Raw genomic sequence first — 24,520 nt, 5'->3', positions numbered from 1 at the left:
GCGCTCAATGCGCCGTTGCCCCAACGCTGTCCAGGTCAGTTGCCGCGCGCAGCCGCGGCGGATACAGAAACGGCAAATCCATGAACCATGCCCTGTCCACCCGTTCATTCCACGTACTGCGCCGAAACCGCGGTCCCAACACCATGGTCGGTCACACTCCCACGCTGTGGGTGTCCACTCCGTTCGCCGACGCCGGGCGCGGATTCTGGGCGAAACTCGAAGGTTTCAACCCCGGCGGTATGAAGGACCGGCCCGCCATGCACATGGTCGAACAGGCCCGGGCCCGCGGCGACCTGAAACCCGGCGGCCACATCATCGAATCGACCAGTGGCACATTGGGTCTGGGGCTCGCATTCGCGGGAACGATCTACCACCACCCGGTGACCCTGGTGACCGATCCGGGTCTGGAACCCATCATCGAGCGCATGTTGACCGCCTACGGTGCCCAGGTGTCGACGGTGACCGAACCGCATCCCACCGGGGGGTGGCAGCAGGCCCGGCGGGACCGGGTGGCCGAACTGCTCGCCGCTGACGAGAACGCCTGGTACCCGGACCAGTACAACAACCCGGACAACGTCGAGGCTTACCGGCCGCTGGCACTGGAACTCAATGCCCAGATCGGCCATGTCGACGTGCTGGTCTGCTCCGTTGGCACCGGCGGGCATTCGGCCGGAGTGGCACGGGTGCTGCGTGAGTTCAACCCGAACCTGCGGCTGATCGGGGTCGACACCATCGGCTCGACGATCTTCGGTCAACCCGCCGCGACCCGCGTCATGCGCGGCCTTGGCTCGAGCATCTATCCCCGCAACGTGGATTACGCCGCGTTCGACGAGGTGCACTGGGTCGCACCGGCCGACGCGGTGTGGGCCGCCAGGACGCTGGCGTCGACGTACTACGCGAGCGGGGGATGGAGCGTCGGCGCAGTCGGTCTGGTCGCGGGCTGGGCAGCGCGAAACCACCCGGCCGGCACCACGATTGCCGCGGTGTTCCCCGACGGACCGCAGCGATACTTCGACACGGTGTACAACGACGACTACTGCCGTGACCTCGGTCTGCTCGATCACCAACCGGCCGACGAACCGGAGACGATCGCCAACGCAGGCGACCGCGTGGTGCAGACCTGGACCCGTTGCGAGACGGTCGCCGACCCGACGGCCGTGGCCCGATGAGCGCACTCATCACGCAGTTCCGCAGCTTCGACCTGCCCAGCCGGTTGTTGATGGTCAACCAGTTCGGCATCAATCTCGGCTTCTACATGCTGATGCCGTACCTGGCCGGCTATCTGGCCGGGCCGCTGGGTCTGGCGGCATGGGCGGTGGGCCTGGTGCTGGGCGTGCGCAACTTCTCCCAGCAGGGCATGTTCATCGTCGGCGGCACCCTGGCCGACCGGCTGGGCTACAAGCCGCTGATCGTCGCCGGGTGTCTTTTGCGCACCGCCGGGTTCGGCCTGCTCGTCGTCGCGGACTCCCTGCCGGCGATGCTGATCGCCTCGGCGGCAACAGGATTCGCCGGGGCACTGTTCAACCCCGCGGTGCGGGCCTACCTGGCTGCCGACGCCGGTGATCGCCGGGTCGAGGCCTTCGCGACGTTCAACGTGTTCTACCAGGCGGGGATCCTGTTGGGCCCGCTGGCGGGAATGGCGTTGCTGGCCTTCGATTTCCGGGTGACCGCGGCCGCCGCGGCCGGTGTCTTCGCGGTGCTGACGGTAGCTCAGCTGCTCGCCCTGCCGCGGCAGCGCGCCCAACCCGTCGAACAGCGGAGCTCGGTACTCGACGACTGGCGCAGCGTAGTCGCCAATCGCGGGTTCCTGTTGTTCGCGGTGGCGATGATCGGCTCGTACGTGCTGTCCTTCCAGGTCTATCTGGCGTTGCCGCTACAGGCTGCGGCACTGCGCCCCGGGAACGAAACCGCTCTGGTGGCAGGCGTGTTCGTGGTGTCCGGGCTGATCGCGGTGGGCGGTCAGTTGCGGATCACGCGATGGTTCGGCAACCGCTGGGGTCCGCGCCGCAGCCTGGTGGTCGGCTTGCTGGTGCTGGCGGCGGCCTTCGTTCCGATGGCCGTGGTACCCGACGCGGACCGATTCGGTACCGCCGCCGCGGTGGCCGCACTGCTCGGCTCGTCCGCACTGCTGGCCCTGGGCTCGGCCGCGGTGTTCCCGTTCGAGATGGACACCGTCGTGGCGCTGTCGGGCGATCGGCTGGTGGCAACCCACTACGGGTTCTACAACACCGTCGTCGGAGTGGGGATCCTGCTGGGCAATGTGGCCACCGGCTCGCTGATCGGCGCGGCGCGCGCCGCGGACCTGGCCGAATTGGTGTGGCTGGGCCTCACGGCAATCGGGCTGGTGTCCGCGGCGGCGCTTTATGGGCTGACCCGGGATGGCGGGAAGCTGGCGCCGAGCGCGTCGCTCACTGCATCGGAACCGTGACACCCTCCGAGGGCTGCACGATCACAAAGCCGTTGCCGTGGAACGCGACCTGAAGGGCCTCGCCGGAGCCCCGGCCGATCAGGGCACTCGCCTTGAAGCTGGTCTTGAGCTGGGTCTGCAGGTGCGCCGACCACGCCACGACCGCATTGGTGTCGGCGAAGGTCGGGGCCTCGGATGCATTCAGCACCACAGGCGGGCCATCGGTGGTCAGCGCCACCCATCCGGTGCCACGCAGGGTGGTGTTGAACAGGCCGCCCGTGGCGATGCTGCCGCCGCGGACCCGTTCGATGTTCCAGTCCAGGCTGGATGAGAAGGCCAGCACGTTCTTGCCGCTGATCGACAGACCCGAGTTGGACAGCTGCAGCAGGTGTACGTCGAAACCCTGATCGGCCAGGAACACATCGCCCTGCCCCTGGCAGCGCATCAGCGGAAGGCCTTCACCGGTGAGGGCCTTCTTGATGAACTTCGATGCGCCGCCGCCTTCGAAGGCGAAGTCGACGTTGCCCTGGTACGCGACCATCGAGCCCTGCCGGGCCATGAAGGGCTCGCCGAGGCGGACCCGCAGCATCTTCTTGTTCTGGTTGGCGATCGGCGTCGCCTCTTTCTCGCTGAACCGTCCGTCGACGAGATCCCCGCTGATGCCGTTGAACCCGTCGCCGGTGGGCTGGGCCTGAACCTGCGGTTGCTGTGGCTGCTGCGGCGGCTGTGGGGAAGCGCTGAGCGGCGCCCTGCCGGCCTGGCCCTGATGAGAGATCTGATCGGTCCAGGATTGTCCGTCCCACCAGCGGTATTCGTAGCGGCCTTCAGGATCGGGCAGCCAGCCGGGTTGCCAGTTTCCGTTCACAGTCAATCCTCGAATCGTCGGGTGGGGGAGAAATCGACACCAGGTTACAAGTCGTGGTGTCCGCCAAGTACTGTAATGATTACGGTAGCTCCGCCCAGGGTATCCGCGAGAGGTTCGGTGGTTGATGAAAGCCGTTGTCGCGCAGCGTGGGTCGGTGAAGGTCGAGAGCATCCCCGACCCTGTTCCCGGACCGGGCAGGTACTCGTCGCCCCGCTGGCCTGCGGGATCTGCGGTTCGGATCTGCATTTGGTGTCCTCGCAGGCGGCGATGCCGGATCTGGTGCCGGCCATCGTGCTCGGGCACGAGTTCGTGGGCGAACTGCTCGACTACGGTCCGGGCACTGACCGCTCCATCCCGATCGGAACGCCGGTCACCTCCGTTCCCTACTTGGACACCGGCGACGGACCGCAGTTGGTGGGGCTCTCCCCGGCGGTGACGGGCGGGCTGGCCGAACGCCTTGTTCTGCAGGAGAAGCGGTTGCTGCCGGTGTCGGGGGACATCCCCCTGCGCTACGCGGCGGTTGCGGAGCCGCTGGCGGTGGGCGTGCACGCCGTGGCCGCGGCAGACCTGCAGCCCGGCGACGCGGTCCTCGGGTGTACCAGGAATTCTCGCGACCGTGATGGATTCGGTGCCCCCGCACACCCGGATCGTGGTGGTCGGGGTGTGCCAGCAACCGGACATCATCACGCCGGTGATCGGCATCACCAAGGAACTCTCGATCCGTTTCGTGTTCGCCTACCGCCCCGACGAGTTCGCCAGGGCGTTGGACTGGATCGTCACCGGCACGGTGGATGTGGGGCCGTTCGTCACGGCGACCTTGCCTCTGGAGGCGGCCACGGAGGCCTTCGATGAACTCCGGCAGCCCGACAGACACTGCAAGATTCTGCTGCTGCCTTCCTAACCGGCGGTCAGCTGGCATTCTGGTGCCATGGCAAAGGAAATCGACCCGATCCGCGCCCAGGGTGCGCTCGCGGTCTTGAAGCAGCACCCCGGCATGGTGCTGTTCGCGGTGTCGCCGGCGATCATCTTGCTGGGTGCCGTGTGGTGGATCGCCGGCCCGGGCTGGGCGGGGCTGCTGCTGGTCGCCCTGGTGCTGGCCGGCGGCGCTGCGCTGCTGCTCAAGCGCAACTGATCACTCAGCGGCGAAAATGACGTTCGCCGGTGGTGAACGCCGTCCCATCTGCGATGTAACGGTGTAATCATGTAATCATGAACAAACATCAGCACCATCGCCGGTCTGCCGATGAGGCCGCCGAATGGTTCGCGGGCCGCCTGCCCGATACCTGGTTCACCGGCGACCCGACCGTGATCGTCGACCGTGAAGAGATCACCGTCATCGGCAGGCTCCCCGAGGGTTCCGAAGAAGAGTCCACCGCACGGGCCTCCGGGCGGGCCGCCCGGTTCCGCGAGGAGACTCGTGGTGAGCGCATGCGTATCGCCGACGAGGCGCAGGGCCGTTTCGACCGGAAGGTGTCCTGGGGCGTCGAAGTAAGCACGGGGGTCAGTTCCGCTGAGCCGGAGCGAATCCTGTTCACCCACATCGCCGTACCCGTGATGACCCGGCTCAAGCAGCCCGAACGGCAGGTGCTCGACACCCTGGTCGACGCGGGCGTGGCGCGGTCGCGCTCGGACGCGCTGGCCTGGTCGGTGCGCCTGGTGGGTGAGCACACCGAGGAGTGGCTGGACAAGCTGCGCGACGCCATGAAGGCGGTCGACGATCTGCGTGCCGAAGGCCCCGGCGCCTAGACCCGCTCGATCCCGACGTACACCGAGCCCAGCGTCGAGGTCTGCGAGAGCGGATCGATCGCCGCGCGGTCGGCCAGCAGGTTGCGGTTGACCCCGTAGGAATCCGGTGCGCCGCCGTGGCGCGGGTCGAATACCCGTGAGCCCCAGCCATGGTCGAGTACCACGACTCCGCGGCGGGGCCGGTCGCTGAGTGCGGCCGTCACCTCCAACCGCCCGACCGGCGAGAACACCCGGACCCGGTCGCCGCTCGCGATACCCAGCGTTGCGGCGCCATCGGGGTGCAGCAGTACCTCGTTGCCCTTGCCTGCCGGATGCAGGCCCGGCAACTCGTTGAGCCACGAGTTCATCGAGTGCCGTCGGCGCCGGTTACCCAGACCCCAAATCCCGCCGAGACTACGGCTTATGACGAACTTTCACGCATTTCACGTCAAAACCCGTAGTTTCGGCGCGCTGGGCGCTAAACCTGGGTCATCTCCCAGTACCGCCCATGCCGCGCCACGAGCTCGTCATGGGTACCGCGTTCGACGATCCGGCCGGCATCCATCACCAGGATCAGATCGGCATCGCGGATCGTCGAGAGCCGGTGGGCGATGATGAAACTCGTCCGGTCCCGGCGCAACTCGGCCATCGCGTGTTGGATCAGCAGTTCGGTCCGGGTGTCCACCGCGCTGGTCGCCTCGTCGAGCACGAGGACCCGGGGTCGCGCCAGCACCGCCCGGGCGATCGTGATGAGCTGCTTCTCACCGGCGCTGATGGCGCCGCCGTCGTCGTCGACGCGGGTGGCGTATCCGTCCGGCAGGGTGTGGACGAACCGGTCCACGTACGCCGCCCTGGCCGCCTCGAGCACTTCGTCCTCGGAAGCGTCCGGCCGACCGTAGGCGATGTTGTCGTAGATGGTCCCGCCGAACAGCCAGGTGTCCTGCAGCACCATCCCGATCGAGGATCGCACCGACTCCCGGCTCACCGTGGAGATGTCCACACCGTCGATCAGGATCCGGCCGGAATCGACGTCGTAGAACCGCATCAGCAGGTTGACGCACGTCGTTTTTCCCGCACCGGTGGGGCCTACGATCGCCACGGTGCTGCCGGCTTCGGCCACCAGCGACAGGTCCTCGATCACCGGGGTGCCCGGGAGGTAACCGAAATTCACCCGGTCGAATTCGACGCGGCCGGCACGGATCTGGAGTGCGGTGGCCGGTTCCGGGCTCTGCTCTTCCGCGTCGAGCAGATCGAAAACACGTTCGGCGCTGGCGATCCCGGACTGCAGCGTGTTGTACATCCCGGCCACCTGGCCCAGCGGCTGGTTGAACTGCCGCACGTACTGGATGAACGCCTGGATACTGCCAAGGGTGATCTGCCCTCCGGCCACCTGCAGGCCGCCCACAACCGCGACTGCCACATAGCTGAGGTTCCCGATGAACATCGTCGCCGGGCCGACCAGACCCGAGAAGAACTGCGCCCCGACGGCCGACCGGTAGACCTCGTCGTTGAGCTCATCGAAGCGTCGCTGTGCCGCCTCCCGGTGCCCGAAGGTCTTGACGATCGTGAAACCGCTGTAGGTCTCCTCGATGTGGGCCGCGAGCCGGCCGGTGTTGCGCCACTGCGCGACGAACAACGGCTGCGACCGACGGGTGATCCAGCGGATCACCCACAGCGACAGCGGCACGGTGACGACGGTCAGCAGCGCCAGCAGTGGCGAGATGGTCAGCATCATCACCAGCACCGCGAACACCGTCAGCACCGAGGTCAGCAGCTGGCTGATGGTCATCGACACCGAGGTCTGGATGTTGTCGATGTCGTTGGTGACCCGGCTGAGCACCTCGCCGCGCTGGCGGGAGTCGAAGTAGGACAGCGGAAGTCGGTGCAGTTTCTCCTCCACCTCGGCCCGCAGCGCCACCATGGTGCGTTGCACCGTGACGTTGAGTAGCCGGGCTTGCAGCCAAACCAGCACGGCGGCAAGCAGATACAGGCCCAGTGCCAGCGCCAGCGTGCGGGCCACCGCCGCGAAGTCCACCCCGTGGCCGGGGACCACGTTCATCCCGGACAGCAGGTCGGCGAACCTGGTGTCGCCGCGGGCCCGGGCGGCCTCGACGGCCTGCTCCTTGGTCAGGCCGGCGGGCAGTTCCCGCCCGATCACGCCGTTGAACAACAGGTCGGTGGCGTGCCCGAGAATCCGCGGACCGATCACCCCGATCGCGATCCCGGCCACGCCGAGCAGCATCACCGAGATCGCCAGACCGCGTTGCGGCACCAGGCGTCTGGCCAGTCGCAGGGCCGATCCGCGGAAGTCGCGGGTGCGCTCGACCGGGGCGGCCGGGGTTCCGCTGCGGCGCAATACGGGGCCGGTCATCGCGGGTCTCCGGCGGTTACCGCCTGCGATGCGGCGAACTCGGCATAGGTGGGGCAGTCCGCGAGCAGCGACTCATGGGTGCCGGTGCCGACGATGCGGCCGTCCTCCACCACGACCACCTGGTCGGCCTCGATGACCGTCGAGATCCGTTGCGACACGATCACCACGGTGGCATCGGCCGATACCTCGCGTAAGGCGGCCCGTACCCGGGCGTCGGTATGCACGTCCAGTGCCGAGAACGCATCGTCGAACAGGTAGATCGCGGGCCTGCGGATCACCGCACGGGCGATCGCGAGCCGTTGTCGCTGTCCGCCCGAGAAATTGATGCCGCCCTGGGCCACCGGGCGCTCCAGTCCGTCGGGGTGGGCGGCCACGAAGTCGTCGGCCGCCGCGATGCGCAGTGCCTCCCACATCTGTTCGTCGGTGAGTTCCTGTCCCGGCGCAGCTCCGTAGCGCAGGTTCTCGGCGATGGTTCCGGAGAACAGGTAGCCGCGCTGGGGGACCAGACCGATCGACGCCCACAGCTGTTCGAGGTCGAGTTCCCGGACGTCGTTGCCGTCGATGCGCACTGCCCCTGTGGTGACGTCGTAGAACCGGCAGATCATGGCGAGCAGGGTGGACTTGCCTGAGCCGGTGGAGCCGACCAGCGCGGTGGTGGTGCCGCGGTGTGCCCGCAACGTAACCTGCTGCAGCACGGGGCGATCGGCGCCGGGGTAGCGAAACGATGCGTCGTCGAAGGTGATCTCGCCGGCCAGCGTCTGCGGCCGGACCGGGTCCTCGGGGCTGGTGATCTGGGGCCGGGTGGCCAGCACACCCGTGACGCGCTCGGCGCACACCGTCGCGCGCGGGAGCATCACCGCCAGGACGGCCACCATCAGCACGGCCATCAGAATCTGCATGAAGTAGGCCAGAAACGCGATCAGCGAGCCCACCTGCATGTGCCCGGCGTCGATGCGCAGCCCGCCGAACCAGATCAGCGCGACGCTGGAGATGTTGATCACCAGGGTCGTGGCCGGCAGCATCAGTGCCTGCCACTGCCCGGCCTCCAGGGCGGTGGCCGACAGGGCCTGGTTGGCTTCGGCGAACCGTCGTTGTTCCACGGGTTCGCGGGCGAACGCCCGGATCACGCGGATGCCGGACAGCTGATCGCGCATCACCCGGTTGATCCCGTCGATCAACCGCTGCATACGACGGAAGATCGGCATCAGGTGGGTGATGACCCAGTAGTTGGCCAGCGCCAGGACCGGGACACTGACCAGCAGCAGCCAGGACAGGCCCGCGTCCTGATGGACCGCCATCAGGATTCCGCCCACCGACATGATCGGAGCGGTGATCAGAATCGTCGCGGTCATCTGTAGCAGCTGCTGGATCTGGCCGACGTCGTTGGTGGTGCGGGTCAGCAGCGACGGCGCGCCGAACCGGGCGGTCTCCTCGGCCGAGAACGTGGTGACGTGGCGGAAGACCGACGAGCGCAGATCGCGGCCGAAACTCATGGCCGCGCGCGACCCGAAGAACACCGCTCCGATGGCGCAGGCCACCTGCAAAGCGGTGACGCCCAGCATCACGCCGCCGAGTTCGACGATGCGCCGGGTGTCGCCCTTGGCCACTCCGTCGTCGATGATGGCCGCGTTGACCGTGGGCAGGTACAGCGAGGCCAGGGTGCTGATCACCTGAAGCGTCGCGACGACCGCGAGCAGCCGCCGGTACGGCCGCGCGTACTGTCGCAGCAGCGCCCAGAGCATCTGGCTACTCTCGCATACCGGCCCGGTGGAGTGCTTTCCTGAGGCCGTCGTGTCCGCGTTGCCGAAAGTCCAGGTCAGTCGGTATGCAGGGATAGGACATAGGTGTTGCCGCTACAGTGCATGGCGTGACTGTCCGCACGGCCGCCAAGGCACGATTCGCCCACGCCAGAGCCTTTGCGGTATTGGCTGCCGCAGTGGTTCCCGTGTTCGCCGGCTGCTCGTCCGGCGAGCCCGCGTCTCCGCAGGTTCCCCAGACTGAGACGCCGAGCGCCGATGCCTCGGGGAAGCACGGCCCGCATTTCCCGCATTGCGGCGGCGTCACCGATCAGACGGTGACCGAGTTGACCCAGGTGCAGGGGCTGGTCAACACCGCGACCAATTCCTCTGGCTGCCAGTGGCTGCAGGGCGGCAGCATCCTCGGACCGCACTTCTCCTTCACCTGGTTCCGGGGCAGCCCGATCGGCCGGGAGCGCAAGACCGAGGAGCTGTCGCGGACCAGCGTGGAGGACATCAACATCGAGGGCCACGGCGGTTTCATCGCCATCGGGGAGAACCCGCTCAAGGCCGGCGACGTGAATCTGTGTGAGATCGGCATCCAGTTCGACGACGATTTCATCGAGTGGTCCGTGAGCTTCGACCAGAAGCCCTATCCCGATCCGTGCGAGGTCGCCAAAGAGCTGACCCGCCAGTCGATTGTGAACTCCAAATGATGACGCGACGTGGGATCAGAGGACCGATGGCAGCGCTGGCTGGGCTGGCCGTGTTCGTCGGCCTGACCGGGTGCACCAGCACGGTGGAGGGCACCGCGGCCAAGGAGGGGTCCAGTGGCGGCCCCAGCAACAACAAGTCCGAGAAGACCTACCCCAACCTGCTCAAGGAATGTGACGTCCTGACCACAGACATCCTGGCCAAGACGGTGGGTGCGGACCCGCTGGACATCCAGAGCACGTTCGTCGGCGCGGTGTGCCGCTGGCAGGCGGCCAACCCGGCCGGCCTGGTCGACATCACCCGGTTCTGGTACGAGCAGGGCAGCCTGGCCAACGAGCGCCAGACCGCCGAGAAGCTGCAGTACGCGATCGAGCAACGCCGGATCGCCGGTGTCGATTCGATCATCATGCGGCCCAACGGGCTCAACGGTGCGTGCGGCGTGGCCAGCGACGCGGCCGGTGTGGTCGGCTGGTGGGTCAATCCGCAAGGGCCAGGCATCGACGCCTGCCCCATGGCCATCAAGCTCATGGAACTGACGCTGGCCACCAACTCCTAGCGGGGTACGTGGAAACGCACCAGCGTCGCGCCGCCCAGGGCGAGCTGGTCCCACGGGTCGCTGGTGCGCAGCATCGCGATCGCCGAGGTCGGGAATTTCAGCGAGATGCTCTCCGCAGCAGTGCGGTTGGATCCGTCGGCCAGCCCGAGCGCGACGGCCGACATGGCGGGCTCGTGGCCGATGACCAACACCGTGGACGGGTCGGTGCCGAAACGTGACGACACACCGTTGATCTCGTCGATGACGGTGCCCGGCCGGGCGTCGTAGATGCGCTCGGCGAACTGCACGGGTGCCTCGATGCCGGTGCGCTCCAGCGTCTGACGGGTCCGCGTCGCCGTCGAGCACAACACAGCGTCCACCACAGGAAAATTGGCCCGGATCCAGTCTCCGGCCAGCGCAGCCTCTCTGATGCCGCGCGCGGCGAGCGGGCGGTCGTGGTCGGCCACCCCGTCGGGATAGTCCGACTTGGCGTGGCGCATCAGCAGCAGGGTTCTGATCGGACTGATCGGACTGGCCATCCTTCATACGGTATCGGCAAACCGGGGCCATGCCGTCGCAGGTCCCCGGACTTGTCGGCCCCCGGTTTTAGACTCGCCTTGCTTCCGGGATGAACCCACGGGGAACGGACACAGAAGGGACGGGGCCGATGCGCTTTCTGCACACCGCCGACTGGCAACTCGGCATGACCCGTCATTTCCTCAGTGCCGGTGACGGGGAGGCCCAGCCCCGCTACTCGGCGTCGCGCCGGGAGGCCGTCGCGGCCTTGGGCCCGGTGGCCGCGGCCTCGGGTGCCGAGTTCGTCGTGGTGTCCGGGGACGTGTTCGAGCACAACCAGCTGGCCCCGCGCGAGGTCAGCTTGTCGCTGGAGGCCATGCGTGCCATCGGCGTGCCGGTGTATCTGCTGCCCGGCAACCATGACCCGCTCGATGCCGCGTCGATCTACACCAGTGCGCTGTTCACCGCCGAATGCCCGGACAACGTCGTGGTCCTCGACCGTGCGGGCGTGCACGAGGTGCGGCCGGGGCTGGAGATCGTCGCGGCGCCGTGGCGTTCCAAGGCGCCCACCTCGGATCTGATCGGGGACGTGCTGGCCGATCTACCCGCCGACGGTGTCACCCGCGTCGTCGTCGGCCACGGCGGTGTCGACATCCTCGATCCGGACAAGGACAAGCCGTCGCTGATCCGGCTGGCCGCCGTCGAGGACGCCCTGGCGCGCGGCGCAGTTCACTATGTTGCTTTGGGGGACAAGCACTCCCGCACCGAGGTCGGGTCGACCGGCCGGGTCTGGTACTCGGGCTCACCCGAGGTGACGAACTACGACGACATCGAATCCGATCCGGGACATGTCCTGCTGGTCGAGATCGACGAGACCGATCCGCACCGCGGCGTCCGGGTCGACTCCGAACGGGTGGGCCGCTGGCGGTTCATCACGCTGCGCCGTGAGGTGGACACCGACCGCGACGTGGCCGATCTGGATCTGAATCTGGATCTGTTGGAGGACAAGGAACGCACTGTGGTACGCCTGGCGCTGACGGGCTCGTTGACGGTGACGGACAAGGCCGCGCTGGATGCCTGCCTGGACCGCTACGCCCGACTGTTCGCCGCGCTGACGTTGTGGGAGCGGCACACCGAGATCGCTGTCCTGCCCGCCGACGGTGAGTTCGACGACCTGGGAATCGGCGGGTTCGCGGCGGCCGCGGTGGACGAGTTGGTGGCCACCGCCCGTACCGACGGCGCCGGCGCCGACGACGCGCGGGCCGCGCTGGGGCTTCTGCTGCGCCTGGTCGACCGGGGGAGTGCGGCATGAAACTGCACCGCCTGGTCCTGACCAACTATCGCGGCATCACTCACCGCGAGATCGAATTCCCCGATCACGGTGTGGTGGTCGTCAGCGGCGCCAATGAGATCGGCAAATCCTCGATGATCGAGGCGCTGGATCTGCTGCTCGAGGCCAAGGACCGCTCGGGCAAGAAGGAAGTCAAGCAGGTCAAGCCGACCCATGCCGATGTCGGTGCCGAGGTGATGGCCGAAATCTCCACCGGCCCTTACCGGTTCATGTACCGCAAGCGCTTTCACAAGCGTGCCGAGACCCAGCTGACGGTGCTGGCGCCGGTCCGCGAGCAGCTCAGCGGCGACGAAGCGCATGAGCGGGTGCTGGCCATGCTCGCCGAGACCGTGGACACCAATCTGTGGCAGGCCCAGCGGGTGCTGCAGTCGAGCTCGACGGCACCGGTCGATCTGTCGGGATCGGATGCACTTGCCCGCGCACTGGATGTGGCCGCGGGCGAGGCGGTCGCGCTCTCCGGGGACGAGCCCCTGCTGATCGAGCGGATCGACGCGGAGTATCTGCGCTACTTCACCGCCACCGGCCGGCCGACCGGCGAGTGGGCGGCGGTGACCAAGCGGCTCGCCGCCGCCGAGGGCGAGGTGGCGCAGCGCGCGGCCGCTGTGGCCGAGGTCGATGATGCGGTGCGCCGGCACGCCGAGCTCACCGCCGAGGTCACCGGTGTGTCCGGTCAACGCGAACAGGCCCAGGCCGGCCTGGCCGCGGCCCGCAAGGCTGCCGATGAGGTCGCCGCGCTGGTCCAGCGGCTCAAGGAGGCCGAGGTGGTGGCCGAGGCCGCCCGGGTGGCCCGGACCGCATCGGCCGCTGCGCTCACCGAACGCCGAAGGCTGCGCGCCGAGCTCGACGAGCGCGCCACCACCATCACCGAATTGCAGGCGGCGCTGACCGTGGCCGACGGCGAAACCGCCACGGCCCGTGAGGTTCACGAGGCCGCCGAGGTCGCGGCCGAAGAGGCGCGAGTGTCAGCTCAGGAGCTCGAAGCCCGGGTGGAGGCGGCCCGCACCACGCTGACGCGGATGACGGATCGTGACGAGGCCGACCGGCTGGCCACCCGGCTGAGCAAGATCGACGCAGGTGTGCGTGAACTCGACCGGGTCAATCGCGAACTCGCCGAGATCACCCTCGACGATGCGGGGATGCGAGCCATCGAGACCGCCGCGGTAGCGGTGGAACGCGCCGCGGGACAGGCGGAACTCGCCTCGGCGCGAATCGAACTCGTGGCGGTGACCGACTTCGATGTCCGGGTGGACGATGCGCAGGTGTCCCTGGAAGCGGGGCGACCGTGGTCGGTCAACACCACGGCCGACACCGAGATCGACGTGCCCGGGGTGCTCACGGTGCGCGTGGTGCCGGGCACGCCTGCCGCACAGACGCAGGCCCGTCTCGACGAGGCGCTGAACGCGCTGACCGCCGCGCTGGCCAAAGCCGGGGTAGACGATGTGGATGGCGCGCGTGTCCTCGACGCCCGTCGCCGGGAGCTGCTCGGCGGCCGGGATCGGTTGCGCGCCACGGTGGATGCCCTCACCGGTGATGATGCCTTGGCGGATCTGCGATCACGGCTGACACAACTGCAAGCCGGTCAGCCCGATGAAGCGGGCCTGTTCGAGCTGGCCGGCCCCACCGACATCGGCGCCGCCCGAACCGAGCTCGAGGCCGCGGTGGGGGCGCACCGCAAAGCGGTGGCCGACAGTGAGACCAGCCGCAAGGTGATCGTCGCAGCGGCCAAGAAGCTGTCGGAGAAGTCGACCCGTTGCAGCGTGCTGCGCGACAAGCTCACCACGGCGCAGGCCGAGCTGACGGTGGCCGGCGGCCGGCTGGAAGTCCAGCGCGCGCAGACCGGCGATGACGAATTGGCGGTGAAGGCCCAGGCCGCCGACGAGGAGGCCGCCGCCACCGCGGGCCGGGTGGCCGCGCTGCGGACCGAATTGTCGGCGACCGAACCGAATTCGGTGAAGGCCGCGCTCGACGAGGCGGTGCGCCGCGCGGAACTGCTGAATACCCGTCACGAGGCTGCGGTCGAGGGGCTGCGGGAGGTGGCCGCGCAACTGAAGGTGTACGGCACCCAGGGCCGCAAGGGGCATCTCGATGCCGCCGAGACCAAACGCGAGCACGCCCACGCCGAGTATCTACGGGTGCACCGTCGGGCCCGCGCGGCCGAGACGCTGCGGTCGGTGATGGCGCGCCACCGTGACGCCACCCGGCAGCGTTACGCCGATCCGTTCCGCCTCGAGGTGCAGCGGCTGGGCCGGCTCGTGTTCGGTGAGGATTTCGAGGTCGACGTCGACAGCGATCTCAACATCAGGACCCGCACGCTGTCCGGTCGGACGGTCCCGTACGAATCGCTGTCCGGCGGTGCCAAGGAGCAGTTGGCCATCGTCGCGAGGCTGGCCGGTGCCACGATGGTGGCCAAGGAGGACAGCGTGCCCGTCATCATCGACGACGCGCTCGGCTTCACCGATCCGGACCGGCTGACCAAGATGGGCGCGGTGTTCGACGCGGTTGGCGGAGACGGTCAGGTCATCGTGTTGACCTGCAGCCCAGACCGCTACGCCAGCGTCGCCGGCGCACACCACATCGAACTGACCGCCACATCGAATTAGCCGCGCATGGCCGCGCCGGACCATACACTCCGCCACGTGGAGGCTGACTACATCGTGGTGGGGACCGGCTCGGCAGGCGCGGTCCTGGCGAACCGGCTGAGTGCACGACCGGATGTGTCGGTGCTGGCGCTGGAGGCCGGGCCGCGCGACCGCAACAAGTTCATCCACATCCCGGCGGCATTCTCGAAGTTGTTCCGCAGCGAGGTCGACTGGGACTACCTGACCGAGCCGCAACCGGAACTCGACGGCCGCCAGATCTATTGGCCGCGTGGCAAAACACTCGGCGGCTCATCGTCGATGAACGCGATGATGTGGGTCCCGGGCTTCCCCGCCGACTACGACGAGTGGGGCGATCATGCCGGCGCGGACTGGAACTACGCCGGCCTGGAGAAGTATCTGAAGCGGATCGAGGCGGGGCCGCTGGTGATCGAGGCGCAACGCAGCCCGCGCAGTTCGACGGCGGCGTGGCTGGCCGCGGCCAAGGAGTGCGGACACGACGGCTTCTGCGAGACCAGGGTCACCCAGCGCCGCGGCGCCCGGTGGAGCACCGCCGACGCGTACCTCAAGCCCGCGCTGCGGCGCCCCAATCTCGACCTGCTCACCGAGGCCACCGCGACGCGGATCGTCTTCGCGGGCAACCGGGCCGTCGGCGTCGAGTTCGACAAGGGCGGCGTGCGGGATGTGGTGACGGCACGCCGCGAGGTCATCCTGTGCGGAGGCGCGATCAATTCCCCGCACCTGCTGATGCTGTCGGGAATCGGAGACCGGGACCAGCTGGCGCGCCACGGGATCGAGGTGACCCGGCACGCGCCCGCTGTCGGCACCAATCTCCTTGACCACCTGGTGGTCCCGCTGGGGTTCGACGTCCGCGACGACAGCCTGTTCGCCGCCGAGAAGCCGCTCGAACTGGTCAACTATCTGGCTCGCCGTCGCGGCATGCTGACCTCCAACGTCGGCGAGGCGTACGGATTCGTCCGCAGCAGGCCGGAACTGGATCTCCCTGACCTCGAACTGATCTTCGCCCCGGCCCCCTTCTTCGACGAAGGGATCGGTGACCCGTACGGTCACGCCGTCGTGATGGGCCCTATCCTGCTCAAGCCCCGCAGCCAGGGCACCATCACGCTGCGGTCGGCCGATCCGACGGACAAACCGATCATCGACCCGCGCTACCTGAGCGACGAAGCCGACCGCGCCGCACTGATGGCAGGGCTGCGGATAACCGCCGACATCGCGCGGGCGCCGGCACTGGCGAACGTGGTCGGCAAGGTGGCCAGGCCACTTGACGCGGCCGATCTGGACGACGAAACATTCACGCGGGCAATAAATTCAGTGTCACACACGCTGTATCACCCCGTCGGCACCTGTCGCATGGGAAGCGACGAGGACAGCGTGGTCGACCCGCAACTACGAGTCCGGGGAGTCGAGGCGTTGCGGGTCGCCGATGCATCGGTGATGCCCACGCTCATCCGTGGCCACACGCACGCGCCCAGTGTTCTGGTCGGTGAGAAGGCGGCCGAGCTGATCACTCAGAAGTAGGCGTTGGCCGGAACAGGCGTGCCGTGCAACAGGTTCTGGCCGATCACCCGCGCCTTATAGGCGACCGGGTTGTGCAACGTGATCGTGCGGATGTTGCGCCAGTGCCGATCCAGGTTGCGCTGCCTGGAGGCCGCGCTGGCCCCACCGAGTTCCAGCAGCCGGGTGGCGGCTTCGGGGGCGACGTCGTCGAGGTGCACCTTCACCTTGGCGACCTTGAGCTGGGCTTCCGCAGCCAGTCGAGGATCGGGTACCCCGTCGACCGCCGAATCGGTGGCAGCCCCGATCGCCGCGGCCGCATCGAGCACCGCGGCCCGCGCGACATAGGCCGTGCTGGCGAGAACCCCGAGCTGGCGCTGCAGCAGGGGATCGTCGGCGGGCCGCTCGGTGACGGCGTGGCTGAAGTTGCGTTCGCGGGAGCGCAGCAGCGCGACGCCGTCGTCGACGACGTTGGCCAGGATGCCGGCGACCACCGCGTGGATGAACAACTGCAGCGAGGCGTACTGCACGGTCGGCACCGGTTCGGCGTCATACGGGGTGTCGGTGAGTATTTCGTCGGCGGCCACCGCGACGTCGGTGAACGTCGTGGTGCCGGTTCCGGTGCGGCGCTGGCCGAAGCCGTCCCAGTCGTCGACGAGCCGCACTCCCTCGCGGTCGGTGGGGACCAGGACGTTGGCCACCGAGTCGTGATCGGTGGTGGCGGTGACGGTCAGATAGTCCGAGAACAGGGTGCCGGTGCTGTAGTACTTTTCGCCGGCCAGCCGGAACGCACCCGGGTTCGCGTTGTCGGCCAGCAGCCGGGTGTTGAACACCAGGCTCCCCACCGCCAGTGAACCCTTCTCGCTGAAGGCGTTCCCGAAGATCTTTCCCTGGGCGATCTTGCCCAACCAGTGCCGGGACACCGGATCGTCGGCGCTACGCAGCCGCTCCTCGGTGAACCAGAAGTGGGTCCGGAAGATGTGGGCCACGATGGGATCGGCCTTGGCCACGTCGATCACCGCGGAGAACAGCTGCGGCACAGTGAATCCGGCACCACCGAGGGACTCGGGCAGGCGCAGGGTGCCGAACCCCGCGCGCTTGAGCGCGGAGACCTGATCGAAGGGATTCTCGTCGTTGAGGTCGCGGTCCTTGGCGCCTGCGGCGATCGAAGCCAGCAGGTCATCCCATTCCGGTGTACCGGGCAAAACACGGGTCACGTTCTCGACGGTGGTCATGGCACCGTTTGTAGCCGCACCGGCTATGGGAGGGCACGCGTTTGGATCAGCCCGAACCTAAGCCGCCTAGACGACCCGCAAGCCGTACAGATACGTGGTCAGGTATTCGGCGATCACCGGTGCCCGGACCTCGGCCGCGTCCGGGATGGTGATCAGCAGCGCGTAGAGCCCGACAAGGAATGACACGCCGTTGTACATCACGTCCACTTCGGCCGGGATCTCGCCACGGTCCTGGGCCCGTTGCAGTTCCTCGACCACGGCGACGATCACGGGGTGCCGGGCCCATTCCTCCGACGGCGGCCGCGTGGTGGAAAAGTGCAGGGCGAGAAAATCTTTGAACAATCGGCCGCCCAGGCGCCGTTCGAGTTTCTCCAGGACGCGTACGGATTCGGTCAGCGTGGTGCGCACGTCGTGTGGCGTGGCGAAGAGTCGGCCGAGCTCGGTGGCCATGCGGAGTTGCTCGCGGTGTTCCAGTTCCACCAGGACGTGTTCCTTGGTGGGGAAGTGGAAGAAGAAGGTGCCGTGGGCGACACCCGCGGCCGACGCGATCGCAGCGGTGTCGGCCGCGGCCATGCCGTCGCGCTTGAACTCGGAGATCGCGGCCCCCAACAGCCGTTCCCGCGTCTGCAGGCCCTTGCGGCTGCGCGGCGGGCCAGTGAGCACGGCCCGATGCTACGACATCAACAAACTGACTGCACTCAGTTTTGCTCTTTCCTTTCGTCGCTCGTGCCATTACGGTTTCGAGGGCATAAGGTTCTGACTTGAGTCAGTTTTTGGAGGTTGGCGTGCAGATCCTGGAGCAGGTACAAGACCTGCCGAAAGCCGGAAACATCAAGGCCCAGTGGGTGAGCCTGTGGACCGGGCCCGTCGTCGGCGCGGTGCTGCTGGTGGCGATGCTGGCGTTTCCCGGCTTCTGGCCGCCGATGGCGCCGACCTGGAACGCGCAACAGGTCGCCGAGTTCTACGCCGATCACACCGCGTGGATCCGATTCAGCCAGGTGACGTTCAACCTCTGCGGGATCCTGATCCTGCCGTTCTTCATGGTGATCGTCGTCCAGATGAAGCGCATGAAGACCCAGAGCCATGTGTTCGCCTACTGCTATCTGACCGCGGTGGTCAGTGGCGCCACCATCTTCGCGCTGTCCAATGTCTTCTTCCTGGTGGCCGCGTTCCGTCCGGACCGCAATCCCGAGCTGATCATGCTGCTCAACGACCTGGCCTGGATCGTGTTCGTCGCCCCGGTGGGGATGGTGGTGTCGCAGTTCGCCCTGCTGGCGGTCGCGGTGTACTTCGACAACGGGCCGGCCCCGGTGTTTCCCCGCTGGGTAGGGCATTACTCGCTGGCCACGGCGGTGGCGATGATCCCGGCCGCCGGCGCGGCGGTGTTCCAGACCGGGCCGCTGGCCTGGGACGGCGTGCTGACCTTCTGGTTGCGCAACGGCGCCTTCGCGGTCTTCGTCGTGGTGATGTTCTTCGTGCTGCGCCGTGCGGTGCTCAGCCAGGCCGTCGAAGAGGGCGTAATAGAGGGCTTGGAAGAAGGCACCGGCGCATGACAGTTTTGACTGAAGCGCCTCCGGGCAAGCCCGATGTGCGGTTGATGACCTGGTTCTTCCCGATCTGGTACGGGGCTTTCGGCGTCATCATCTGCATCCTGACCCGGGTGACGCCGCCACCACGGCCCGATGTCACCGCGGCCGACAAGGTGGCGTTCTTCACCGAACACGGCCTGACCATAAAGATCGGCTTCTGCCTGCTGCTGATTCTGCTGGGCGGTGCGGCGATGACCAACGGGCTGGTCGCCTACCAGATCAAACGTATGTCAGTGGGGTCGGTGTTCGCCTACGGCTACATCGGCGGCATGGGTGTCGGAGCGGTGCCCGGGTTCCTGCTGGTCTCGGTTTGTTTCCTCACCGCGGCCTTTCGGCCCGACCGTGACCCGGAACTGATCAGCCTGCTCTACGACCTCGGAATGCTGTCGTACAACGGCTCGCTGGGCTGTTTCACGGCCGCCTATCTGGTGCTGGCGATCGCCATCCTCTACGACAAGAACAGTGTCTTCCCGGCCTGGTTCGCCTACGTGACCATCTGGCAGATCATCACCGAGGTGATCGCCACCCAGATGTTCCTGTTCCCGTCGGGGCCGTTCGCCTGGAACGGCTCGATCGCCTTCTGGTTGGCGGTGGTCGTCTTCTCCGTCTGGCTGTCGGCTCTGATCGTCCTGCTGCGGCAGGCCGCGATGCGTGAGGCAGCGGAAGAACCGGGACTGGAGTGAGTGAATGTCGACTAATCCTGTGCTGACGCAATCGGACTCATCGACGAAGGCGACGCCTGCCCACCTGCCGGGTGACGGGCACATGTGGGTGATGGTGCTGGGCGACCTGGTTATCTTCGGTGGCTACTTCATCGTCTTCATGATCTACCGGACCATGCACCCGGACGAATTCCTGCGTGCCCAGCAGCATCTCGATATCACCGTCGGTGTTGCCAACACGGTGATCCTGCTGACCAGTTCGTGGCTGGTGGCCCGCGCGGTGCTGGCCGCCAGGGCCGGACGTCACGAAGCGGCGATCCGGTTGACCTACGCCGGCGGCGTCGGCGGCCTGATCTTCATGGCCTGCAAGGGTTATGAGTGGGTGGTCAAGATCCGGGCGGGGCACACCAACTCCGAGATGTTCTACTCGTTCTACTACGTGCTGACGGGTGTGCACCTGATCCACGTGCTGATCGGGCTCATCGTGCTGGGCGTGATCGTGCGGGAGCTGCGCAACCCGTCGCGGCGCCGGGCGTCGGTGGTGGAGGCGGGCGCGGTCTATTGGCACATGGTCGACCTGCTCTGGGTGATCATCTTCGGACTGCTCTACGTGGTGAGGTGATCATGACCGACAAGGCTGTGACTCAGACGTGGCTGGTGCTGGTCGCCATCACCGTCGGATCCTGGTGGTTGGCACCGGCCCAGTACTCGGACGCTCTGCGGGCCAGTGTGCCGATCACCGCGCTGGTGCTCGCGCTGACGCTGATCAAGTCTCGCTTGATCATCCGGCAGTTCATGGAGGTCCGGACCGCGCCACGCTGGCTCAAACTCGCCACCGACGGGTGGCTGGTGGCGCTGTTCGGAGCGGTCTTCACCATCTATCTGATCTGAGCGTTGCGCGGCACAATGGAGCGCAATGACGATGAACGCCAAGCGTCGGCGCGCGCACGACAAGCTGGCCGCACTACCGGGAGTGCGGGCCGTGCGACGCCCGGTCAGTCCCGGTTCCGACGAGCTGTTCGACCTGTTCTACGTGCGGGCCGGCCGCAAGTCGGCGCACCCGGTGGTGATCATTCCGGGAGGCCCCGGCGTCGCGTCGATCCAGCCCTACCGTGCGCTCCGCAGACGTGCGACCGCGGCCGGATTCGACGTGATCATGATCGAGCACCGGGGTATCGGGATGTCGCGGCACACCGATGCGGGCGCGGATCTGCCGCCGGCGGCCATCACCGTCGAGCAGGTGGTCGACGACATCGCCGCGGTGCTCGACGACGCGGGCGTACACGAGGCAGTGCTGTACGGCACCTCGTACGGAAGCTACATCGCCGCCGGTTTCGGGGTGCGTCATCCTGACCGGGTCGCGGCGATGGTGCTGGACTCGCCGCTGCTGTCCACCGCCGATATCGAAGCCATGCGCAGTGCCATCCGCGGGCTGCTGTGGGAGGGCACGGACCCGGAGACCGCGGACCTGGCGCCCAAGGTGCGACGCCTGGTGGCCGATGGGGCGTTGGCCACCAAAGGGGGAGAACTGGCCGGCCTGTTGTACGGGCTGGGCGGTGCCGCACTGCTGGACCGCCAACTCGATCTGCTGCTCCGCGGGCGCACCGTGGTGTGGTCGGGGCTGGCCCGGCTGAGCCGGCTCTCGACGCGAAAAGCGCCGTACCGCAACGAGGTAGATCTGGTCGGGCGGATCGCGTTCCGCGAGTTGAACTACGCCGGGGTGCCCGACGGCCTGCCGCTGGATCCCGCGCTGGAGATGGCCGACATGATCGGTAGTGCGAAGTTCTACGAACCGTTCGAAGCCGAGCCTTTCGACCTGCTCGCTGAGTTACCGGACTTTCACTGGCCCACCGTCGTGCTGTCCGGTGGCCGGGATCTGACCACACCGCCGGCTGTGGCGGAGCGGATCGCGGCGCTGGTGCCCGGGGCGGTGCTGGTTCGGATGCCGACGGTGGTACACAGCGTGATCGACACCCGCGAACGTGCCGCATTCGCGGTGATACGTGCGGTACGCGACGGTGTGGCCGAACAGCTTTCGGCCACCGCCGCCGAGCTGGACGCCCTGCCTGCGCGTCCGGTGATCCGGGTGGCGGTGTCTGCGATCTCGGTCGCCACTGTCGTGGAGACGGCGCTGCCCACCGGCCTTTCGCCGGGGCGCCACTCCGGCGATGGGAGAACTTGATGAGCGCCAAGCGCTTCGAGACGACGCACGTCTATCGGGAGCATTGGTTCTCGCTGGGGATCGATACGTCCACGGGCGGCCATTACCTGTCGATACCGGTGAGCCTCCAGATCGCCGACTACACGGAGTTTTACGCGATCGACGACACCGAGTACCGGGCGTTTGTCGGCGACCCTGCTTCGGCGATCCCGTTGGCGGACGGGTGTCGGCGTCGCGAGTGCGACGACCGCCTGATTGTGCCGCCGCCCCCCAACCGTGGATCGGCGGTCTGAACGGCCTCGTTCGACTCCGCTACCTCAATCGTCCGATGCGATGATGGCGGTGGCGGTGGCGCGCTCGCGGCAGATGGCGACGAACTCGTGGAACCCGTTGAGGCCGATAACCCATCCGTATGAGTGCTCGTTGCCCTCCCTCGGCACGCTGAGCCGATAGATCTCATCGGCGGCAGTCATGATCGGTGCTGTCCATGCCATCACCAATTCACGCGATAGTAGGAATTCTGAGCTGCCCCACGGGTTCAGGTTGGTCGCAGGCCACGACCATAGGGATGCGACCGCATGCGCCCGTGAACATCGCTGGAAGCCATCAGGTTTGAGGGCCTCGAGTCGATACGGGCCGTGCACCGGCTCGGTCGCCCCGGACCATGGCGAGATGCAGTCGTGGCGATAACGGGGGTGGGCCAGCAGGCTGCCGATCAGATCGGCTGCGGGCGCCGTGGGCGCGATGGTGAACGTCAGCAGCATGCACCAGCTGTACATCCCCGGGGCCATGCGCACCCGCGTCTCGTCAACGAGCTCCATGTGCGTTCCCGCCCCCGGAAACTACTTGAGGAAACCGATCTTCGAGTAGTCGGCGTCGGCCAGGCCGAAGGCCCCGAAATTGGCCAGGCTGCTGCGCACCGCGACGTTTCCGGGTGACTGGAACAGCGGCAGGCTGAACACCTCTTCGAACAGCATCTGGTCGAGCTCGTTGGCCAGCGTGCGCGCCTTGACCGGGTCCAGTTCTTCCAGCGTCTGCTCGATCTTGGCATCGATCTCCGGGCTGCCGATCTTGCCGAAGTTACTGGCCCCGTCCTGCGCGTAGATCTGGGTCAGCGAGCTCAGCGGGAAAGCGTCACCGAGGAAGGCGAACTGAGCGATGTCGAAGTCGCCCTTGATGATGTAATTGGTGAAGAACCCGGTGCCGGGCTTGGTGTCTAGCTTCAGGTTCACCCCGATCTGGCCGAGCATGTTCTGCGCGATCTGGGCCACCTGACGGGTGCTGCCCGCGTCGTAGAACACATTGCGGATGACGAGTTCCTTGCCGTCCTTCTCCCGGAACTGCCGTCCCTCAGGCACTTTCCAGCCCAGGGCGTCCAGCTCGGCCTTCGCCTTCTCGGGGTCGAACGCCACCGACGCGGCGTTGTCCTGGTAGCCCTGCTGGCCCGCGACGAAGATGTGGTTGTTCAGCGGCACCGGGTTGTCGGTGAGGCCCCGCTGGGTGATGTTGGCCAGCGCCTGACGGTCGATGCCCTTGGCGACCGCACTGCGCAGCGCCGGGTCGGCCAGGATCGAGCCGGGCGCGCCGTTGAAGGTCAGGTGGTACCAGCTGGCCGACGGTGCCCGTCGGATGCTGATCCCCGCGGTTTTGCGCGCGATGGTCAGTTCGTCCAACGACGCTGTGCCCGTGGCGTCGATGGTGTTGTTCTGCAGCGCGGGGATGCGCGCTGCGTCGTCGAGCACCAGGTAGGTGATGGTGTCGAGCAGCGGCGGGGCGCCCCACCATTTCGGGTTGCGGCTCATCGTGATCCGCTGGGCACCTCGGTCGATGTTGGAGACCAGGAACGGCCCCGCCGACGGCCCGGGCTCGGTGAGCTGAGCCTTGTTGAACGCCTCGGGGGTGGCGGTCATGCTCTTGGGGAGCAGCCGGCCGTTGCCCGCGAACATGCCCTTCCAATCGGCATACGGATTGGCGAAGGTCATCACGGCCTGGCGGTCGTCCACGCCGCGGGTGACCGAGGCGACCCGCTCGAAGCCGTTGGGCGCGGCGATGACGAACGCGGGGTTCTTCCCGCTGTTGGCCTCGGACTGGGACTTGATGTCCTCCCAGGTGATCGGCGTGCCATCGGTCCACACGGCTTTGGGGTTGATCGTGTAGGTGACCACCTGCGGGTTGGCGCTGGTCAGCTCGACGTTGGTGAAGTAGTCGGTGTTCACCGTCGCCGATCCGTCGGCGGCGATCACGAACGCGCGCGGCAACGTGGGCCTGGTGAGCGAGCCGACATCGCCGGTGTTGCCGTCCAGGTGCAGCGGGTTGAAGTTCGACGGGAACTCGGTCAGGGCCAGGCGCAGGTTGCCGCCCTGGCGCAGATTCGCGACGTCCTGTGGATTGATGTCGTTGGTGGTACCGAGTTCGGCGTTACCGCCGGCCGACGGGGCTTCCCGGTCGCCGCCCGAACATCCGGCCAGGGCCAGTGCGGTGACGGCTGCGACGACGGCGAAACGCTGGAACTTGAACCGCTTGAACCCGTTCACCCCGTCG

24 protein-coding genes and 2 pseudogenes are annotated in these 24,520 nt (G+C 67.3%); 17 read left to right on the top strand and 9 right to left on the bottom strand.

Going from position 1 to position 24,520, the window contains the following annotated elements:
• Nucleotides 1-80: 80 nt before the first annotated feature.
• Nucleotides 81-1,169, top strand: a complete 1,089-nt coding sequence (locus EH231_RS12745; protein WP_124712520.1) for a PLP-dependent cysteine synthase family protein — start codon at nucleotides 81-83, stop codon at nucleotides 1,167-1,169.
• Nucleotides 1,166-2,428 (top strand): MFS transporter, encoded by a 1,263-nt coding sequence (locus EH231_RS12740; protein ID WP_124712519.1) that lies wholly within the window; start codon nucleotides 1,166-1,168, stop codon nucleotides 2,426-2,428. Before EH231_RS12745 ends, EH231_RS12740 begins: the two co-directional genes overlap by 4 nt.
• Here EH231_RS12740 and EH231_RS12735 read toward each other — a convergent pair.
• Complete coding sequence (locus EH231_RS12735; protein ID WP_170856308.1) at nucleotides 2,409-3,278, bottom strand: AIM24 family protein; 870 nt, start codon at nucleotides 3,276-3,278, stop codon at nucleotides 2,409-2,411. The two genes, EH231_RS12740 and EH231_RS12735, sit on opposite strands and share 20 nt — an antisense overlap.
• Between EH231_RS12735 and EH231_RS34780 the strand changes: the two are divergent.
• The 4 genes and pseudogenes from EH231_RS34780 to EH231_RS12720 form a co-directional block, all read left to right on the top strand.
• Nucleotides 3,174-3,701: pseudogene (locus tag EH231_RS34780) on the top strand (alcohol dehydrogenase catalytic domain-containing protein); the annotation flags it as partial. The gene EH231_RS12735 and the pseudogene EH231_RS34780 overlap by 105 nt on opposite strands.
• A gap of 187 nt (nucleotides 3,702-3,888) precedes the next feature.
• On the top strand, nucleotides 3,889-4,173 hold the full coding sequence (locus EH231_RS34255; RefSeq protein WP_234927240.1) for an MDR/zinc-dependent alcohol dehydrogenase-like family protein: 285 nt from the start codon (nucleotides 3,889-3,891) through the stop codon (nucleotides 4,171-4,173).
• Between the two features lie 27 nt (nucleotides 4,174-4,200).
• A complete protein-coding gene (locus EH231_RS12725; RefSeq protein ID WP_090428445.1) occupies nucleotides 4,201-4,404 on the top strand; it encodes a hypothetical protein in 204 nt (67 codons plus the stop codon).
• 77 nt (nucleotides 4,405-4,481) lie between these two features.
• Nucleotides 4,482-5,018 carry an ATP-binding transcription factor AbmR gene (locus EH231_RS12720; RefSeq protein ID WP_090428448.1) on the top strand — a complete coding sequence of 179 codons (537 nt, stop codon included), beginning with the start codon at nucleotides 4,482-4,484 and terminating at the stop codon, nucleotides 5,016-5,018.
• Here the strand turns inward: EH231_RS12720 and EH231_RS12715 are convergent.
• The 3 genes and pseudogenes from EH231_RS12715 to EH231_RS12705 all read right to left on the bottom strand — a co-directional run.
• Nucleotides 5,015-5,392: pseudogene (locus EH231_RS12715) on the bottom strand (molybdopterin dinucleotide binding domain-containing protein); the annotation flags it as partial. The gene EH231_RS12720 and the pseudogene EH231_RS12715 overlap by 4 nt on opposite strands.
• Before the next feature lie 83 nt (nucleotides 5,393-5,475).
• On the bottom strand, nucleotides 5,476-7,368 hold the full coding sequence (locus EH231_RS12710; RefSeq protein WP_164480871.1) for an ABC transporter ATP-binding protein: 1,893 nt from the start codon (nucleotides 7,366-7,368) through the stop codon (nucleotides 5,476-5,478).
• Nucleotides 7,365-9,110: an ABC transporter ATP-binding protein gene (locus EH231_RS12705; RefSeq protein WP_124712517.1), complete on the bottom strand. Its 1,746-nt coding sequence runs from the start codon at nucleotides 9,108-9,110 to the stop codon at nucleotides 7,365-7,367. The genes EH231_RS12710 and EH231_RS12705 overlap by 4 nt, the downstream gene beginning before the upstream one ends.
• A gap of 116 nt (nucleotides 9,111-9,226) precedes the next feature.
• Between EH231_RS12705 and EH231_RS12700 the strand changes: the two genes are divergently transcribed.
• Together EH231_RS12700 and EH231_RS12695 are read left to right on the top strand one after the other, a co-directional pair.
• Nucleotides 9,227-9,820 carry a DUF3558 domain-containing protein gene (locus EH231_RS12700; protein WP_044519687.1) on the top strand — a complete coding sequence of 198 codons (594 nt, stop codon included), beginning with the start codon at nucleotides 9,227-9,229 and terminating at the stop codon, nucleotides 9,818-9,820.
• Complete coding sequence (locus EH231_RS12695) at nucleotides 9,820-10,374, top strand: DUF3558 domain-containing protein (protein WP_090428457.1); 555 nt, start codon at nucleotides 9,820-9,822, stop codon at nucleotides 10,372-10,374. The genes EH231_RS12700 and EH231_RS12695 overlap by 1 nt, the downstream gene beginning before the upstream one ends.
• On the opposite strand, the gene EH231_RS12690 is transcribed toward EH231_RS12695, so the two are convergent.
• Nucleotides 10,371-10,892, bottom strand: a complete 522-nt coding sequence (locus tag EH231_RS12690) for a SixA phosphatase family protein (RefSeq protein WP_175538006.1) — start codon at nucleotides 10,890-10,892, stop codon at nucleotides 10,371-10,373. The genes EH231_RS12695 and EH231_RS12690 overlap by 4 nt on opposite strands.
• Nucleotides 10,893-11,020: 128 nt before the next feature.
• On the opposite strand from EH231_RS12690, the gene EH231_RS12685 reads away from it, so the two are divergent.
• The 3 genes from EH231_RS12685 to EH231_RS12675 are packed head-to-tail and all read left to right on the top strand — an operon-like array spanning nucleotide 11,021 to nucleotide 16,356.
• Complete coding sequence (locus EH231_RS12685; protein ID WP_090428459.1) at nucleotides 11,021-12,181, top strand: metallophosphoesterase family protein; 1,161 nt, start codon at nucleotides 11,021-11,023, stop codon at nucleotides 12,179-12,181.
• Complete coding sequence (locus EH231_RS12680) at nucleotides 12,178-14,820, top strand: AAA family ATPase (RefSeq protein ID WP_124712516.1); 2,643 nt, start codon at nucleotides 12,178-12,180, stop codon at nucleotides 14,818-14,820. The genes EH231_RS12685 and EH231_RS12680 overlap by 4 nt, the downstream gene beginning before the upstream one ends.
• Nucleotides 14,821-14,826: 6 nt before the next feature.
• A complete protein-coding gene (locus EH231_RS12675; protein WP_124712515.1) occupies nucleotides 14,827-16,356 on the top strand; it encodes a GMC family oxidoreductase in 1,530 nt (509 codons plus the stop codon).
• Here the strand turns inward: EH231_RS12675 and EH231_RS12670 are convergent.
• Nucleotides 16,347-17,567 carry an acyl-CoA dehydrogenase family protein gene (locus EH231_RS12670; protein ID WP_124712514.1) on the bottom strand — a complete coding sequence of 407 codons (1,221 nt, stop codon included), beginning with the start codon at nucleotides 17,565-17,567 and terminating at the stop codon, nucleotides 16,347-16,349. The two genes, EH231_RS12675 and EH231_RS12670, sit on opposite strands and share 10 nt — an antisense overlap.
• A gap of 66 nt (nucleotides 17,568-17,633) precedes the next feature.
• Nucleotides 17,634-18,230: a TetR family transcriptional regulator gene (locus EH231_RS12665; protein ID WP_090428470.1), complete on the bottom strand. Its 597-nt coding sequence runs from the start codon at nucleotides 18,228-18,230 to the stop codon at nucleotides 17,634-17,636.
• Nucleotides 18,231-18,352: 122 nt separating this feature from the next.
• Here EH231_RS12665 and EH231_RS12660 point away from each other — a divergent pair, with 122 nt between their 5' ends.
• From EH231_RS12660 to EH231_RS12635, 6 genes are read left to right on the top strand one after another with little or no spacing between them, the layout of a single operon-like run.
• The gene (locus tag EH231_RS12660; RefSeq protein WP_090428473.1) at nucleotides 18,353-19,120 is read left to right on the top strand and encodes a hypothetical protein; all 768 of its coding nucleotides are present in this window, start codon (nucleotides 18,353-18,355) and stop codon (nucleotides 19,118-19,120) included.
• The gene (locus EH231_RS12655; RefSeq protein ID WP_090428475.1) at nucleotides 19,117-19,839 is read left to right on the top strand and encodes a hypothetical protein; all 723 of its coding nucleotides are present in this window, start codon (nucleotides 19,117-19,119) and stop codon (nucleotides 19,837-19,839) included. Before EH231_RS12660 ends, EH231_RS12655 begins: the two co-directional genes overlap by 4 nt.
• 4 nt (nucleotides 19,840-19,843) lie before the next feature.
• Nucleotides 19,844-20,440, top strand: coding sequence for a cytochrome c oxidase subunit 3 (locus tag EH231_RS12650; protein ID WP_164480870.1), 597 nt, complete (start codon nucleotides 19,844-19,846; stop codon nucleotides 20,438-20,440).
• Between the two features lie 2 nt (nucleotides 20,441-20,442).
• Nucleotides 20,443-20,709, top strand: coding sequence for a cytochrome C oxidase subunit IV family protein (locus EH231_RS12645; protein ID WP_090429020.1), 267 nt, complete (start codon nucleotides 20,443-20,445; stop codon nucleotides 20,707-20,709).
• A 25-nt stretch (nucleotides 20,710-20,734) separates the two neighbouring features.
• Nucleotides 20,735-22,000, top strand: coding sequence for an alpha/beta hydrolase (locus tag EH231_RS12640; RefSeq protein WP_124712513.1), 1,266 nt, complete (start codon nucleotides 20,735-20,737; stop codon nucleotides 21,998-22,000).
• Entirely contained in the window at nucleotides 22,000-22,272 is a 273-nt protein-coding gene (locus tag EH231_RS12635; protein WP_090428483.1) for a hypothetical protein, read from the top strand. Before EH231_RS12640 ends, EH231_RS12635 begins: the two co-directional genes overlap by 1 nt.
• 24 nt (nucleotides 22,273-22,296) lie before the next feature.
• Here the strand turns inward: EH231_RS12635 and EH231_RS12630 are convergent, their stop codons facing one another.
• Nucleotides 22,297-22,800, bottom strand: coding sequence for a hypothetical protein (locus EH231_RS12630; RefSeq protein WP_090428486.1), 504 nt, complete (start codon nucleotides 22,798-22,800; stop codon nucleotides 22,297-22,299).
• A 21-nt stretch (nucleotides 22,801-22,821) separates the two neighbouring features.
• Nucleotides 22,822-24,513: an oligopeptide ABC transporter substrate-binding protein OppA gene (locus EH231_RS12625; RefSeq protein WP_090428489.1), complete on the bottom strand. Its 1,692-nt coding sequence runs from the start codon at nucleotides 24,511-24,513 to the stop codon at nucleotides 22,822-22,824.
• Nucleotides 24,514-24,520: the final 7 nt, after the last annotated feature.

The organism is Mycolicibacterium nivoides, from assembly GCF_003855255.1.
In the GTDB taxonomy this organism is placed as follows: Bacteria; Actinomycetota; Actinomycetes; order Mycobacteriales; family Mycobacteriaceae; genus Mycobacterium; species Mycobacterium nivoides.
The sequence above is the reverse complement of the archived record's forward strand: the minus strand, read 5'-3'. Positions and strand labels throughout refer to the sequence as shown.

Bases quoted from the DNA above. Each gene is read 5' to 3' on its own strand.
- EH231_RS12745 (WP_124712520.1), top strand. From the start codon at position 81: ATGAACCATGCCCTGTCCACCCGTTCATTCCACGTACTGCGCCGAAAC.
- EH231_RS12740 (WP_124712519.1), top strand. From the start codon at position 1,166: ATGAGCGCACTCATCACGCAGTTCCGCAGCTTCGACCTGCCCAGCCGG.
- EH231_RS12725 (WP_090428445.1), top strand. From the start codon at position 4,201: ATGGCAAAGGAAATCGACCCGATCCGCGCCCAGGGTGCGCTCGCGGTC.
- EH231_RS12720 (WP_090428448.1), top strand. From the start codon at position 4,482: ATGAACAAACATCAGCACCATCGCCGGTCTGCCGATGAGGCCGCCGAA.
- EH231_RS12710 (WP_164480871.1), bottom strand. From the start codon at position 7,368: ATGACCGGCCCCGTATTGCGCCGCAGCGGAACCCCGGCCGCCCCGGTC.
- EH231_RS12705 (WP_124712517.1), bottom strand. From the start codon at position 9,110: ATGCTCTGGGCGCTGCTGCGACAGTACGCGCGGCCGTACCGGCGGCTG.
- EH231_RS12695 (WP_090428457.1), top strand. From the start codon at position 9,820: ATGACGCGACGTGGGATCAGAGGACCGATGGCAGCGCTGGCTGGGCTG.
- EH231_RS12690 (WP_175538006.1), bottom strand. From the start codon at position 10,892: ATGGCCAGTCCGATCAGTCCGATCAGAACCCTGCTGCTGATGCGCCAC.
- EH231_RS12685 (WP_090428459.1), top strand. From the start codon at position 11,021: ATGCGCTTTCTGCACACCGCCGACTGGCAACTCGGCATGACCCGTCAT.
- EH231_RS12680 (WP_124712516.1), top strand. From the start codon at position 12,178: ATGAAACTGCACCGCCTGGTCCTGACCAACTATCGCGGCATCACTCAC.
- EH231_RS12675 (WP_124712515.1), top strand. From the start codon at position 14,827: ATGGCCGCGCCGGACCATACACTCCGCCACGTGGAGGCTGACTACATC.
- EH231_RS12670 (WP_124712514.1), bottom strand. From the start codon at position 17,567: ATGACCACCGTCGAGAACGTGACCCGTGTTTTGCCCGGTACACCGGAA.
- EH231_RS12655 (WP_090428475.1), top strand. From the start codon at position 19,117: ATGACAGTTTTGACTGAAGCGCCTCCGGGCAAGCCCGATGTGCGGTTG.
- EH231_RS12650 (WP_164480870.1), top strand. From the start codon at position 19,844: ATGTCGACTAATCCTGTGCTGACGCAATCGGACTCATCGACGAAGGCG.
- EH231_RS12645 (WP_090429020.1), top strand. From the start codon at position 20,443: ATGACCGACAAGGCTGTGACTCAGACGTGGCTGGTGCTGGTCGCCATC.
- EH231_RS12640 (WP_124712513.1), top strand. From the start codon at position 20,735: ATGACGATGAACGCCAAGCGTCGGCGCGCGCACGACAAGCTGGCCGCA.
- EH231_RS12635 (WP_090428483.1), top strand. From the start codon at position 22,000: ATGAGCGCCAAGCGCTTCGAGACGACGCACGTCTATCGGGAGCATTGG.
- EH231_RS12630 (WP_090428486.1), bottom strand. From the start codon at position 22,800: ATGGAGCTCGTTGACGAGACGCGGGTGCGCATGGCCCCGGGGATGTAC.